This is a genomic window from Okeania sp. SIO2C2 (genome assembly GCF_010692625.1).
Taxonomy (GTDB): Bacteria; Cyanobacteriota; Cyanobacteriia; order Cyanobacteriales; family Microcoleaceae; genus Okeania; species Okeania hirsuta.
Window position 1 is genome coordinate 1 of record NZ_JAAHGM010000002.1, and the last position, 14,807, is coordinate 14,807.

9 protein-coding genes and 2 tRNA genes are annotated in these 14,807 nt (G+C 35.9%); 7 read left to right on the forward strand and 4 right to left on the reverse strand.

From position 1 onward, the window contains the following. The first annotated feature begins 648 nt into the window (after positions 1-648). Positions 649-722, forward strand: a tRNA-Val gene (locus F6K18_RS00940). Between the two features lie 634 nt (positions 723-1,356). After that, a tRNA-Ala gene (locus F6K18_RS00945) sits at positions 1,357-1,429 on the forward strand. Positions 1,430-2,130: 701 nt separating this feature from the next. Here F6K18_RS00945 and F6K18_RS00950 read toward each other — a convergent pair. Further along, the gene (locus tag F6K18_RS00950) at positions 2,131-2,799 is read right to left on the reverse strand and encodes a hypothetical protein (RefSeq protein ID WP_287517796.1); all 669 of its coding nucleotides are present in this window, start codon (positions 2,797-2,799) and stop codon (positions 2,131-2,133) included. 672 nt (positions 2,800-3,471) lie between these two features. Between F6K18_RS00950 and F6K18_RS00955 the strand changes: the two genes are divergently transcribed. Continuing rightward, entirely contained in the window at positions 3,472-4,104 is a 633-nt protein-coding gene (locus tag F6K18_RS00955; RefSeq protein WP_124144842.1) for a VWA domain-containing protein, read from the forward strand. 653 nt (positions 4,105-4,757) lie between these two features. Here F6K18_RS00955 and F6K18_RS00960 read toward each other — a convergent pair. Continuing rightward, on the reverse strand, positions 4,758-5,264 hold the full coding sequence (locus F6K18_RS00960) for a hypothetical protein (RefSeq protein WP_287517798.1): 507 nt from the start codon (positions 5,262-5,264) through the stop codon (positions 4,758-4,760). Positions 5,265-6,816: 1,552 nt separating this feature from the next. Between F6K18_RS00960 and F6K18_RS00965 the strand changes: the two genes are divergently transcribed. Both F6K18_RS00965 and F6K18_RS00970 read left to right on the forward strand, forming a co-directional pair. After that, positions 6,817-8,466, forward strand: a complete 1,650-nt coding sequence (locus F6K18_RS00965) for an ABC transporter substrate-binding protein (protein ID WP_287517800.1) — start codon at positions 6,817-6,819, stop codon at positions 8,464-8,466. 64 nt (positions 8,467-8,530) lie between these two features. Further along, positions 8,531-9,904 carry a transposase gene (locus F6K18_RS00970; RefSeq protein ID WP_353734977.1) on the forward strand — a complete coding sequence of 458 codons (1,374 nt, stop codon included), beginning with the start codon at positions 8,531-8,533 and terminating at the stop codon, positions 9,902-9,904. Positions 9,905-9,952: 48 nt separating this feature from the next. Here F6K18_RS00970 and F6K18_RS00975 read toward each other — a convergent pair whose 3' ends face one another. Together F6K18_RS00975 and pgeF are read right to left on the reverse strand one after the other, a co-directional pair. After that, on the reverse strand, positions 9,953-10,564 hold the full coding sequence (locus tag F6K18_RS00975; RefSeq protein ID WP_287517802.1) for a CPP1-like family protein: 612 nt from the start codon (positions 10,562-10,564) through the stop codon (positions 9,953-9,955). Between the two features lie 612 nt (positions 10,565-11,176). Further along, complete coding sequence (gene pgeF / locus F6K18_RS00980) at positions 11,177-12,037, reverse strand: peptidoglycan editing factor PgeF (protein WP_287517804.1); 861 nt, start codon at positions 12,035-12,037, stop codon at positions 11,177-11,179. A gap of 373 nt (positions 12,038-12,410) precedes the next feature. On the opposite strand from pgeF, the gene F6K18_RS00985 reads away from it, so the two are divergent. Next, positions 12,411-12,689 carry a hypothetical protein gene (locus F6K18_RS00985; protein WP_287517806.1) on the forward strand — a complete coding sequence of 93 codons (279 nt, stop codon included), beginning with the start codon at positions 12,411-12,413 and terminating at the stop codon, positions 12,687-12,689. A 979-nt stretch (positions 12,690-13,668) separates the two neighbouring features. Beyond that, positions 13,669-14,547: a biotin--[acetyl-CoA-carboxylase] ligase gene (locus F6K18_RS00990; RefSeq protein WP_287517808.1), complete on the forward strand. Its 879-nt coding sequence runs from the start codon at positions 13,669-13,671 to the stop codon at positions 14,545-14,547. Positions 14,548-14,807 lie beyond the last annotated feature (260 nt).

Consider the following 14,807-nt stretch of genomic DNA (forward strand, 5'->3'; position numbering starts at 1 on the left):
TTCCCTAGGGCAATACCTATGACAATGCACAAAGCTACCCAAACAGTGAGATATTTTTCAAAGAAGCTAAGTTGACCACCTGCTTGTACGGCAGATTTATTGACTTGCGGTAAATTTGGACTCATAATTTGTTTAATTAATATTCTGTTCGTTTCGTGAGAACTTTGTAAATATTCAGCTTGAATAAGATTGCATTGACTGCGATATCTGGCTTATCGATGGCGTTGAATTGTTTGGCAAGTTTTTTAGTAAAAGGGTAGACTGCTAACGCTACAGACACTAAGCATTACTACCACTCCAATGATGATTATCTTGCTTCTTGAAATCTCTCAGCAGTATTTTTACAGTTTTGTTCATATTTTTTATATCTGTATATTTCAAAAAAAATTGATATTTTAGGTAAGGCTAGTATAGCGAAAAAAGTGGAGGTAAGAACAAACTTACGCAGTCCCCTCTGAAGTCAAAAAATTTCCCCACAGCGTAGGTTACAGTGGGGTAGTTCAGTATCTATGACAATACCCCTGCTGGGGTAAAAGGTATCTTTATAAGATATACTTATTTATTTATATATAAAAAATAGTTATTATTTATATATTTCTCATAAAATTTAGACTTTTGCTCTAGAATTGGTATACTAAAGCATAGTTTGGACGTATAGCTCAGTTGGTTAGAGCACTACCTTGACATGGTAGGGGTCACAGGTTCGAGTCCTGTTACGTCCATTTTTCTGCGAACCTTGTTGAGTAGAAGTTTATCCTGAAAAGATTATAGCGTTAGCGGAGCTTTGTGTCAGCAATCGCCTCAATTAGTATGCGCTATATATAGTGTCTTTGGGTAAGTCCTGTTAATAATATATCCATTGTTTCGTTAATCTATTCGATACTAAATAAGTAAAAATGATCAAGATAACTCATGCTTAACGCATACAGAGAGAATATTTCACCTCTTTAGTCACAATCTAAAGAAGTGTAAAAATTAATTCCTTTTCTTGTTAAATATAGGGAAACTATTACAGGTGGCCATCTAGAGGTACAACCAAGATATGTAAATAGACATCTGGTAAAAATCCAAAATCAAATCAATTATCACACATAAATTATCAATTCTTTCTCCCTACTGCCTACTGCCTACTGCCTCTTTTCTGGAGATGTCTAAATGTCATACAAATACCACTAGACATTATTTATTGGCCAACTGCTAATTTTTATACGACAATATAAAAGATTATTATATACAAATTAATTTAAAAGAAGTATTTTTGATAAAGTGTCTGTAAAATCTAGAAGTCATGGTATAATTAGATTACTAAATTGGAAAAAGTAGTTAGTCTAGAAAAGGCTAAAATATTCGTGATTAGGGGTTATAGCTCAGTTGGTAGAGCACCTCAATGGCATTGAGGGGGCCAGCGGTTCGAGTCCGCTTAACTCCATGTTAATATTCAATTTTTCTGTACAACTATCTTCCAAGATTTCTGTAGTAATAACTCTAAAGATAAGAATATTCCAGATTTCCGGTATTTACTATTTTTTTGAAAGTAATTCTTGAGACTCAAACTACTTAGCTTAAGTAGAGCAGGCTAAAAAAAAGACGTTGCATTTTTAATCAAAAAAAACCCTAAAGAAAATGAATATAAACTTTTGAGCTAATTTACAATTTGATACATAGCGCCCAAAATTTACCATGTTCTACTTAGCTGTGAAATTCAACTTTAAATAATAGCAGTTTTGAGTTTACTTTTTTACCGTTATCAATGCTTTTAACAATTCTTATTTGTATGGGCTGAAACTAGATAAATTAATCATAAACTACTCCTGATAGAGTAAGTCTGTTGAAACAAGAATATCTAAATACTCCAAATATTTCCTTTTTGTTCAAATTAAAACTTCAGTTCTTAAAACCATATCATTTTTAAGATAGACTAAAGTCTGTTTGAAGGTTTTCCTTCACCTACTAAAGCTAGCTATAGTTGTCGATAGATTTTTATAATACCAAACTTAGCTATTGCTCCACAATTGTCAAATATTTCATTTGATGTATCAAAACGTAGTGTAACACAATATATTTATGGAATCTTCATTTATCCTTTTTAAAGTATTTGGTAATTATATAGGCGATTTATGAGAACTATATTTAATTTTTTGCTTCTACTCTGATTGATTTACCCTTATTATCTGTACGATAAGACCAGGTCTCATTACCATCAGACAAGATAATATACCAACCTTCTACTAATCTTTGCCCACAAAGTTCATCACTATTTGCAAGTCCCAAGCAAGTATTAGGCCAAATTTCTTGACTGACTTGAGTGACTTTGATATTTTTAGGCAAAATACCCGTTTGATTACTTAAATCTTCGCGAACAGCATCAACTATATTATTAGGTATTATTTCGTCACGATCGGCAATTTTTTCCACTTTATCTAGGGTGGGTTTACTGATTTTTTTTAGATCATCAAAATTTTGATTCATGGAAGGTTCGCTAACAGCAAGTATCTGATTGATAGATTTATTTTTTAGAAAAAATGGTTGAGATATTTCTGTCTGGTCGTCGATGTTAGTCTCTGTTGCAAACTCGATAAGGTTAGCAAATTTATTAGTTGTATAATTAATTTTGGTGTTTGTTTCTAATTGTTGAGATTGAAGCTCTTTTACAGCAGCAATTGCTGTTTCAGTAAGATTGGGATATGCTTCAGCAGCTAATATTCCAGTCAAAATTAATGCTAGTAAAAAAGGATGAGGTGATTTATGTTCAACTCGTTCATTTGGATTTTGTTTATGATTTTTAGAGTTTAATTTCATGGTTAATACACATTTATTATTACTAGATTTACTTGTGATTATTAGTTGGGAAACCAGTCACTTGAGAACTATGACTAGAACTACAGGATCAAATAAAAGTGTAAGTTTTAATTTTATTCTGCTACTTGGCTACATATAACAGTAGAATTGCAAAATTTAGTATTAGTTCAACTTAATCTGTCTATCTCTAATTAATCTATCATCACTAAAATGGACTTGATTTGTACCTTTTTGTCTGATTAGTCACAGATAATACAAATTTACAGTATTTAACTAAAATCAATAGACTTACAAAAAAGTCAGTTAGTTCCATAATAATTTGTCATAAAAGCTCTAAAAACAAACAACTATTACTTGATTTCAACTTAATTGGGTGTTTTTCCGGAGAAGAGACTTTTTCCCAGAGCTTATGTAAATGAAAGTTTGCTTCTATCTAAAATTTCTGCTTAATTGAAAATATCTGCCGCTATCAACAAGACGATACAATATTTAGCTAGTGAATTTCTAAATTTTTACTGACAAATCAAAATTCTAATTATAATCTCATCACAACTTAGAAGTTTCTACAGATGGATAAAAATATTTTCCGCAGGCAGTAGAAAATTAAGTCAGCACAAACAAATTTTGGTGCTATTAACAATTTAGTAAGAGAAGATAATGGAGACCAATATTATGGACCCGTTACTTGAAGGTGGTGCTGCTATACAACAGCGTGATTACACCTTAATCATCGATAAAAGCAAAGATATGTATCTATCTGACTCTGCCATAGACAAAAGTCCTTGGGAACTAATGCAAGAGTCGGTAATCAAATTAGCAAGTGAATGTGAGAAGCTAGATTTAGATGGACTAACAGTTTACCTATTTTCAGACTATTTTAAACGATATGACCAGGTGACATCCACGGACTTAGCTCATATCTTCCTGGAAAATCAACCTTCGGGCAAAACTAATTTAGCAGATGCTCTTAAGGATGCTATTGATAATTATTTTGAGCGACGTGCTTTAAATACAGCAAAGCCAAATGGGGAAACTATCTTAGTTGTTACGGTAGGTGAGATAGAAGACCCTGAGCGAGTCAAGGATATTATAATTTTTGCGGCTAATAATTTGCAACAAGATGAAGAATTGGGTATTTCACTTATTCAGGTAGGAAATAAGCCTGAAGTAACAAAGTTTTTTCAATTATTAGATAATGAATTACAAACAATAGGTGCCAGGTTTGATATTTGTAATACTGTGACTATTGACGATTTGAAAAAGATGAATTTAACTGATGTTTTAATTAATGCTATCTTTAGCTAAGATAATTTTGTAGCAATTAAAATTTAGAGAACGGCTTTTTGAATTTTCCCTCTGAAGATTTAAAAGCTGGTTAATATAATGCAGCGCATTTCAGGTTTATGAGGTACAGTAACAACAATTTGTCAACCAATTTTAAAATTCTGGGGGTTGATCAAATTTAAGAATTGTACCTCATTTACTTGCAATCTGCTATATATTTAAATTTAACATCAAGCCTGATATACTATTTATTTACATCTCGTGAAATGTAAAAATACAATTCAAGACTTCAGGGAACAGGGAAAAGTGAAAATTTTTACAGATTTTTTAGTATGGTAAAAAATGATAATCCAGTTTCATAACTCATCTGGAATTTTTATATCTTCATATCTTGCTCATTAATTGTATCTGATTTAGCAATTTGGCGTTGGTGAATATAGAATGCTATAGAATAAAAATGCTTCAGTATTCTATTTCCTGACTACTATACTACTTAAAATTTAAGACTGTGCCAATTCCTATCTAGAGGATTACAAGTTCACCAACGCCAGCAATTTAGCATCTTGAAATTTATCTTTTTCTTTTGGGTTTAATACCCTGCCGTCTACACAGTGTTTACAATTGGTTTGGGTTTGAATCCCCGTCCACTTTTTCCAACTTAGGTTCTTCCTTCTTCAAGTAGAAGAATTTTGTGGTGAAATCCTAAGCCATAAATATCGTCCTACTGCTTTTAAATATAACCTGACTGGAAACTGATAATAATCAATGAAAATATTAACGATAATTAGCAAATGAAATAAAAAAGTTAAACCAGTCCAAACTCTTGGTAACCAACACAAAGGAGTACCAGGTATTGGAGGATAAAAGTAAGCCGTTAATCCTATTAATGTTGTTGGTAATATTACAAATGCAACTGCTAATAACTTAATTACCCAGTTCAATTCTACATTAGGATGATCGACTTTCCAATTTCTACCATTCCACCGCCAACTTAAATGAGAAGAACTATCTGCTATTTTCAATGATTGCCTTACCAGATCTGCAGTAAAAATATGGTTACAGAAGTTACAAGCAAAAGCATCCATTAAAATCATTGCTGATATCTGGCCATGATAACATACAGGACAAGTATAAACTTCTTCTAAACTCAAATTTTTATTGATATTCTGAGAACCAGACATAGAATTTACCAGTAAAAACTATATGGTATCGCAATTTTAAACATGAACCTCTAAACTTATCTATAGTTTGTGATAATTCTTAATTTGGCGTTGCTGAAGCCCATGTATCATGTTAATTTTAATGACTTAGGATTCAGGAGGGTTGAGTCAGAAGTCAGGATAAAGAAAGTGCTTTTCGGTCAATTAAGTAAAAACAATATTTAATTTTGCCATCTTTGGAATGACTCTTAATTTACCTAAATTACTTATTTCATACCTGAAATCACCAATGCCCTTAATTTTTTTTAATTATCAAATTAATTAACATTAACAAAACTATGATTGAAATCCCTCAATATAGCAGCCTGATTTGAATTGTGAAATATTTTAGACTTTTAGGGAATAGGGAAACAACAAAATCATCACAAATAATACCATTTCTCAAAAACTTTTCTACATTTTTCTCAAAAACTTTTCTACATTTTCTTGAGTAGGGGAATAGGGTGGTAGGTACGGACTTTGTATGCAACATTCGTACAGAGAAGTAAACATAAGAATAATTAACATTAACTGGACTCAAATTAGCAAAAAAAAATCTGCCTGTGTTAATTACTTAATAACTGAAGTGTTACCTAAGTATAGCATTAATGCATGGGAATTGGTATAATAGCAAAAGTTTTGATATTTGCTATATCTTCTTGGGAGTAGGGAGTAGACATCTGGTAAAAATCAAAAATAAAATAAATTCTTATCCATAAATTATTAATTATTTCTCCTTGTTGCCTGTTGCTTGTTGCCTGTTGCCTGTTGCCTCTTTTATGGAGATGTCTAGTAGACAAATAACAAATAAGAGATATTTACTTCATACAAATAATTGCTAAAAAGATTACTGAACATTACTTATTACTTAATAACTGAAATCTTCAATAAAGATAGTATTATTTTGAGGAATTGGTATGATTTAGAATTGCTATATATATATAGATTCACTCTTATGCAAAATTAATATGAAGTTGCATAGAATAAAAAATTACTTACAGTAGACTGTAGATAAAAAATGATAAATTATTGCAGAAGGAACAACCAAAAGAACAAAAAAGGAAAAAGTGAATGGCGTTACTAAAAGAAGTTACTGGTAATCCAAGAAAAAGATAAATGTATAACTATGTGTAACCTTATATCAAAATATCAAATCCGGTAGCATTGGTGTAATTAGATTCATAGTGTGGGGACCCACCCCTAACCCCTCCTGGGAGGGGAATATCGAGAAAGATTTGGCAATGGCGCTGTGATAGAACATTTTTTTTAGACCGAACCCAAGCGGATTTGATATTACATAAAATTGATATTATTATAAATTGTCAAAAATACTTCCCATAAATTATCACCGAAATCATCACATATAGTAATAGTAGTAATTCTACATTAGCTATTATATTTTGTTGCAGCTTGCACTAACAACTCATAATTTATAAGCAAGATTTTAAAGAATTTTCTTAGCAACAAAAATCTTGGTAGAATTTATCTCAGAAAAAATCACATACTTCAGATATTAGTGAGGTAAATAATTAAATTGGTCAAACATCAATTATTTAATTCTGTCAACCGTTCCCGACAGCTAATTATTCAATTTATTGGTTTATTTTGTCTTTGCTGTTTCCTGGTTATTAGTTGTAGTCAACCACAGAATAATCCTAATGACACCTCCACCACAGAAATCAAAACAAATCGTATTACAATTGGTACAACTCTTAAACCTCGTACCGTAGACCCGGCAGATGCCTACGAAGTAATATCTGGTAACTTACTCTATAACTTAGGCGATCGCCTCTACGGTTACAAATTAGGAACAACAGAACTTGTCCCCCAACTAGCTACAGAAATGCCAAAAATTAGCGAAGATGGCACAACATATACAATTCCTATTCGTCAGGGGGTAACATTCCATGACGGTAGTCCCTTGAATAGTGAAGCAATGGCCTTTTCTTTAAAACGTTTTATTGAAAATGAAGGTCCACCTTCTTCTTTATTAGCAAATACAGTAGAGTCAATAGAAGCTACCGGAGAATATCAGTTAACAATAAAGTTAAAAAAACCCTTTGCTGCTTTTACTCCTTTACTAGCATTTTCTGGTCTTTGTGCTGTTTCGCCTCAAGCATATACAACAGATGAAAATAAATTTAAACCCGATACATTTATTGGTACGGGACCATACAAATTAGCTGAGTACGGAACTGATGTTTTACGGTTAGATATATTTGACAATTATTGGGGAGAGAAACCACAAAATCAAGGAGTTGATATTCAAATATTTTCTAGTTCAGCTAATTTATTTAATGCTTTTAAAACAGGTGCTATTGACGTAGCTTATTTATCTCTTGACACTGACCAAATTTCTAACTTAGAACAAGAATCAGAACGTCAAGGTTGGCAAGTAATTTCTACAGATGGCAAGACAGTTAATTATATAGTTTTAAATATTAATTCAGCACCATTAGACAACAAAGCAGTGAGACAAGCATTAGCAGCTATTGTTGACAGAAATTTGTTAAATAAACGAGTTTTACGAGAGCAAGCTGAACCTATTTATAGTCTAATCCCCAATAAATTTGAAGGTTATAAACCAGTATTTCAAGAAAATTATGGAGATGGAAATTTTGACAAAGCTAAAGAGTTATTAAAAGAGGCAGGATATTCTCAAGATAATCCAGCAAAAATAGAAATTTGGTATGCTTCTAATTCGACAAAAAGACAATTAGTCGCTAGTACACTCAAAGCATCTGTAGAAGAAAAAATAGACGGTTTAATGGAATTAGAATTAAATAGTGTAGAAGCAGCAACCGCCTTTAAAAATTTAGATAAAGGAGTATATCAAACCTTTATGTTAGATTGGTACGGAGATTTTGTTGACGCTGATAACTATATCCAACCATTCTTAGAATGTACAAAAGGTTCCGAAGAAACAGGTTGCGAAGCAGGAGCTAGCCAATTTCAAGGTTCATTTTATTATAGCGATCGTATCAATCAATTAATAGAGCAACAACGTCAAGAACAAAACCCAGAAAAGCGCCAAGGTATTTTCAGAGAAATTCAAGACTTATTAGGAGAAGATGTTCCTTTTATTCCATTGTGGTTAGATAAAGATTATGTATTTGCTCAGAAAAATATTAATGGAGTTAGTTTAGAACCGACTCAGCAATTTCCTTTCTGGACAATTAACTAATGGTGGGGGCTTGGGGGAGGCAATAAGTCCCGCGCTCTAATCTTCTGATTGAGCGCCGGGATACATGGACATCCCCCAAGATGATTTTATCCGGTCAAACAGGCGTAAAATCATCAACAAGTATAGGTTTATAGACCAAGGATTTTGTGTTAAAATCCCTGACATGACTCTCATCATGAACTACCGCTATCGAATTTATCCTGATGCCATCCAAGAACAGACAATGTTGCATTGGTTGGAAATATCTCGCAAGGTGTATAACTACGCTTTGCGAGAAATAAAAGACTGGGTAAATTCGCGCAAGTGTAGTTTGGATTATTGTTCGTTGGAACGAGAATATATCATCCCAGCAGACAAACCATTTCCCACCTACTACGCTCAACAAAACGCACTTCCCAAGGCGAAGAAAGAGTTCCCTTTGTTGGGACAAGCCCCTTCTCAAGTTTTGCAAACTACGATTCGTAGATTGCATGAGGCTTGGAATTATTTTCAAAACAGAGGGTTTGGTTTTCCTCGCTTCAAGAAGTTTGGACAGATGAAGTCCATGCTGTTTCCTCAGTTCAAAACCAATCCGATTACTGGGTGGCAGATTGCTCTCCCCAAGGTAGGAAAAGTGCCCATTAATTTGCACCGACCTATTCCAGATGGATTTGTGGTCAAGCAAGCACGGGTATGTCAGAAAGCGGATAGGTGGGAAGTGATAATTACAATAGAGTCCGAGGTGTCGATACCCCACGCTCAACCACATGGGGATGCTTTGGGTATTGATTTAGGACTGGAAAAGTTTTTGACAACCTCCCATAGAGAGTTTATCCCTAGACCGAGATTCCTGACATCCTTGTACCGCGAGCTTGAATTGCTGCAACGCAAGTATGCCAGAACGAAAAAGGGGTCCGCCAACCGCGAAAAAGCTCGAATTAAGGTTGCCAAATTCCACAACCACATTGTCAATGTTCGCAAAGACTGGCAGTTCAAACTGGCTAACCATCTGTGTACCAAAGAAGGTATTGGCATGGTGTTTGTTGAGGACTTGAACTTGAAAGCAATGTCGAGAGGGATGTTGAGGAAACATAGCCTTGATGCCGCTTTCGGTCAGTTTCTCAACTTGCTCGAATGGGTAGCCAAAAAACATCAAGTCTACTTCCTGAGAGTCAACCCTGATGGAACCTCTCAAACTTGTCCCAAGTGCAACACGCACACGGGCAAGAAAGAGCTTTCTGAACGAGTTCATAGATGTGGTGAATGTGGATACGAAACGGATCGAGATCATGCAGCATCAGAAGTAATCAGGTTGCGTGGTTTACAACTTATCAGTACGCAGGGACTCTGCGGAATAGAAAACGCCTATGCAGTCGGTCTGCCGGGGGTGGAAGAGAAATCTCCATCTAGGTCAGAGGCAAAATCTCGAAAGAGAAAAACTAGGAATGCCAAATCGTGAGGTTTGGAAGCCCGCGCTGTAATCTTTGATTACAGCGTCGGGAGGATGTCACCGTAAAAAACAACTAACCATCCATAACACCAAAAACGTTACCAAAGTAATAAATATTTCTGTGCTTAAACCAGTTGCTAAAGCAGTCAATATTCCACCTAAAATCAACCCAAGAATTAAACCCCCAACAGTCAACAATACAGCACGACCAAACTTATTCTCTTTACGATTAAGAAAATAAAGACAACCACCAACTCCCAAAGCCAAAGCAAGTTGCAAAATAGATGGTTGACTAACCCCAGAATAAATACTAATAGCACCTAAAACCACATATATACCAGTAGGCCACAAAATATCAGCTTGACTAGGAGTATCAATTAACTTTTGTAGCCAAACTGGCCCTTTTTCCGTCAACCCAGGAGTAAAACTATCAGGGACTTTCTTTGTTTGCTTCTCAGGAAACCGAATACGCTCAGGAACCTTAATCTTTCCCTCCTGACGCAACCTTAAACGGTCCATCAAAATCGAATCATAAGCAGCTTCAATATTTTCTATAACTTTTTGATCGCCACTATGTTGTTGCTTCAAACGTTCCTTTGCTGCTTGAATTTCATCAAAAGAAGCATCTTCAGTGAGACCAAGTTGTTGATAATGACTTAGATCGCTCATTGCAATTTATTTATAATCTTTTAAACTATGACTAAAGTATTGGATTCTGGTATTTTAATCTTATCTAGTTTTCCAGAAATATGCTCAGTTAACTAGCTATCAGCTATTAGCGCTTCAGCTATCAGCCTAAAAATTTGTGCATATAATTAGGTATATGTTTGCGGAGCAGTCCAAACCGAAAAGCTTGGGTTTAAATTCCTCACTTCTAGTAAGTCGTTTAATTTTAGTAGGGGTGCTCATCCCCTTTCCGTTCCGGAATACTCGGCAAAGGCGCAAAGCTGACCGCTAAACTACTGAACTGCTGTTTGTGAAGCATTCCGGACCGAAACGCTTTTTAAATATACAGATATTTCTACACAGATTACTGAATAGTCTTATAAATTAACATAAGTGCTGACTATCAAAAATAGTTTTAACCCCTGAAATTAATAGGAGGAAAATCAAAAAAAGATGTCTAGAGGCAAAGAATAAGACTTTACTTAAGTAAAGCATTTAACATTGGTTAGAGAAAAAAGTAATTTTAGCTCTAGAGCATTTTCTGCCAAACATTGAAATTACCACTTGATTAATTTACACTATCTGTCTTTTGGCTTTTAAATTTAGAGTTTTGACCTAAATCAACTCACTCACTATTCCTGACCACTGCACTTTTTTCTGTTTTTCACGCCGATAAGAAAAAAAGTAATCCGGTTGTTGATAAGTACAATAAGGAGCGATCGCTATCTGTGAATAACCAATACCCAATTGCTCCAACTGTAAAACATTAACCATACGCACATCCAAGCGCACCTTTCCCGGTTCAGGATCGGATAAAACTGGTGAATTAGGCAAAAGCTCCAGAAAATGCAAAATCTCCTCAGTAGTTACTCTCTCTATTTGTGGAACAACAGTCGCCCCAACTTCAGCCGCCACATCTTCAGAAACTTGATAAACCTCTCCAGCAATAGCAGGGCCAAGAACAAATAATAAATCGGATAATTGACTACCCTGAGCTTGAAAGCTTGCCAATGCTACGGGAACAATTTTAGCGGCCGTGCCACGCCATCCGGCATGAACTGCTGCCACTTGTCCTGTTTTTTTGTCAGCAATCAAAACAGGTACACAGTCTGCACTACAAACCCAAACTGCTTGTTTTGTTGTTTGAGTTATTAAACCATCAGCTTCAGCATAAGTTTTTTCGGCATCAGAATTAGGCATTTCTACCTGAGTAGCTTTCCCTGTTGTTAGTACAGTATTGCCATGTACTTGTTTCACACGATATACCTCAGCAGAAGAAGGAAATACTTCTACTAATTCTCCTGGTGTACGAGGCCAGAAATGGTGAGTCAAAAAGCCATGAGGCCAATTTTCTAAGAGGCTACAAGTTAGGTAAGATAATCCTTGCCATTTTTGCCAGTGCCAAGTGACATTATTCTCGCTCAAAATTTGATAGTATCTGTTTAATTTTTGTGAGTCAGAGTCAGCTATAGTCATTTCAGTTATCAGTTATCAGGAAAGGCAGAAGGCAGAAGGCAGAAGGCAGAAGGAAATTCTGACTTCTGACCTCAGCATAAGTGCCTTCATTTATTTTGACATTTTTGTTCGCTCTACTCCACAGGATTGTAAGTTTACCCAAAGTAAGAGTGCTTCACAGAATGAAACGACTATTGCGGCATACGCAACAGAAGTAGAAGTCACATCTCCAACTTCGAGTGCTTCACAGAATGAAACGACTATTGCGGCATACGCAACAGAAGTAGAAGTCACACCTCCAACTTCGAGTGCTTCACAGAATGAAACGACTATTGCGGCATACGCAACAGAAGTAGAAGTCACACCTCCAACTTCGAGTGCTTCACAGAATGAAATGACTATTGCGACATACGCAGCAGAAGTAGAAGTCACACCTCCAACTCCGAGTGCTTCACAGAATGAAATGACTATTGCGGCATACGCAACAGAAGTAGAAGTCACACCTCCAACTTCGAGTGCTTCACAGAATGAAATGACTATTGCGGCATACGCAACAGAAGTAGAAGTCACACCTCCAACTTCGAGTGCTTCACAGAATGAAATGACTATTGCTATATCCGCAACAGAAGTAGAAGTCGCACCCCTACTTCGAGTGCTTAACAGAATGAAATGACTATTGCTATATCCGCAACAAAAGCAGAAGTCGCACCCCTACTTCGAGTGCTTAACAGAATGAAATGACTATTGCTATATCCGCAACAGAAGTAGAAGTCGCACCCCTACTTCGAGTGCTTAACAGAATGAAATGACTATTGCTATATCCGCAACAAAAGCAGAAGTCGCACCCCTACTTCGAGTGCTTAACAGAATGAAATGACTATTGCTATATCCGCAACAGAAGTAGAAGTCGCACCCCTACTTCGAGTGCTTAACAGAATGAAATGACTATTGCTATATCCGCAACAGAAGTAGAAGTCGCACCCCTACTTCGAGTGCTTAACAGAATGAAATGACTATTGCTATATCCGCAACAAAAGCAGAAGTCGCACCCCTACTTCGAGTGCTTAACAGAATGAAATGACTATTGCTATATCCGCAACAAAAGCAGAAGTCGCACCCCTACTTCGAGTGCTTAACAGAATGAAATGACTATTGCTATATCCGCAACAAAAGCAGAAGTCGCACCCCTACCTCGAGTGCTTAACAGAATGAAATGACTATTGCGACATCCGCAACAAAAGTAGAAGTCACACCCCTATCCCGAGTGCTTCATAGAATGAAATGACTATTGCAACATCCGCAACAAAAGCAGAAGTCGCACCCCTACTTCGAGTGCTTCACAGAATGAAATAACTATTGCAACATCCGCAACAGAAGCAGAAGGAACAATGGAGTCACAAACAATACAAATATTTTCTTACTTCACCAAACAAGAACTTGCCAATCAATTGTAGAGTGTTGGTATAGCAATGTGCGCAGGCATATTTACAAATGACAGGAGGTGTCCAATAGCTAAAAGTCTTATATGATTCCAACGGAGATGCTGCGCAAACGGTTTTTTTATTCCCCCTGTTGCCTGTTGCCTGTTGCCTGTTGCCTGTTGCCTGCGCACAGCGCTATATCTATAAACTTTGACCCAGATATTAAAAAAATTGTCAGTAGCAGAATTTAACAAAAAAAAATTTATAGACAGCTTGTCAAATATTCAAGGAGTTTCAGACAAATTCACCGCTTCAACTTTTGCCAATCTCCATATTTTTCTGAGCCTCCCCTCAACCAATCAAACTCTTTGGCAGTTAATCGACTCCGGAAACCCATCAAGCATTGTTATTGCCAGTCAACAAACAGCAGGACGTGGTCAATGGGGAAGAAATTGGCAGTCAACTGTCGGTGGCCTATATATGTCAATAGCGATCGCCAAGAGCAATACCATCGCTCCTAATATTTCTATATCTCAAACTTCTCAGCTAACTTTATCTAGTGCTTGGGGTATAGCTTCTAGTTTGAGGGATTATGGCATACCAGTTCAAGTCAAGTGGCCCAATGACTTAATTTTAGAACACAAAAAATTAGGAGGCATCTTAACAGAGACGAGGATACACAAGAAAAAAATTTCTCAGGCAGTGATTGGCGTAGGGATTAATTGGGCTAATTCTGTACCAGACACAGGAATTAATTTGCAGAGCTATTATCGGAAACAGTCAAAACCAGAAATATTCTCTTTAGAAATGTTAGCTACTATAGTCTTTCATGGACTAGATTCTGGCATTAAACAACTTTTAGAGTCAGGAATAGAAAGTATCTTACCTTCCTATCAGCAACTACTAATAAATATTGGCCAGCAAATAGTAGTAGAAGATCGTATTGGCACAATTGTAGGAGTAACAACTAATGGGGAATTACGGGTCAAGTTTAACCAAGACTCAGCTAGTCCGCTAACTCAGCCTCAAATATCTTCTTCAGAAATTTTCCTAAAACCCGGTACAATCAATCTGGGTTATGGCCAACCGCTTCCCGGAAGTCAGGAGTGAGGGAGTGGGGGAGTTCATTAATTGATAATGGATAATGGATAATTGATAATTGATAATTACCTCTGGTTAAAACCGTTACGGAATTGAATATCAGGAAATATTATTTCTTTTTTTCCCTTAAAAGGGGAGACTTTAGAGGATATCTGAAAAGTTTTTTGATACTGAATTTTGCCCCCCGAGCAAGCCAAGTTTGGGGGGAAAAAGAGTCAATTTGCTTGATCTAGTCCCCCAATTTTGGGGGATGCGCGGGGGCTTGGATG

Excerpts from the sequence above, each read along its gene's own strand:
- F6K18_RS00970 (WP_353734977.1), top strand. The coding sequence starts at position 8,531 with ATGGACATCCCCCAAGATGATTTTATCCGGTCAAACAGGCGTAAAATC.
- F6K18_RS00985 (WP_287517806.1), top strand. The coding sequence starts at position 12,411 with ATGACTATTGCGACATACGCAGCAGAAGTAGAAGTCACACCTCCAACT.
- F6K18_RS00950 (WP_287517796.1), bottom strand. The coding sequence starts at position 2,799 with ATGAAATTAAACTCTAAAAATCATAAACAAAATCCAAATGAACGAGTT.
- F6K18_RS00960 (WP_287517798.1), bottom strand. The coding sequence starts at position 5,264 with ATGTCTGGTTCTCAGAATATCAATAAAAATTTGAGTTTAGAAGAAGTT.
- F6K18_RS00975 (WP_287517802.1), bottom strand. The coding sequence starts at position 10,564 with ATGAGCGATCTAAGTCATTATCAACAACTTGGTCTCACTGAAGATGCT.
- pgeF (WP_287517804.1), bottom strand. The coding sequence starts at position 12,037 with ATGACTATAGCTGACTCTGACTCACAAAAATTAAACAGATACTATCAA.
- F6K18_RS00955 (WP_124144842.1), top strand. The coding sequence starts at position 3,472 with ATGGACCCGTTACTTGAAGGTGGTGCTGCTATACAACAGCGTGATTAC.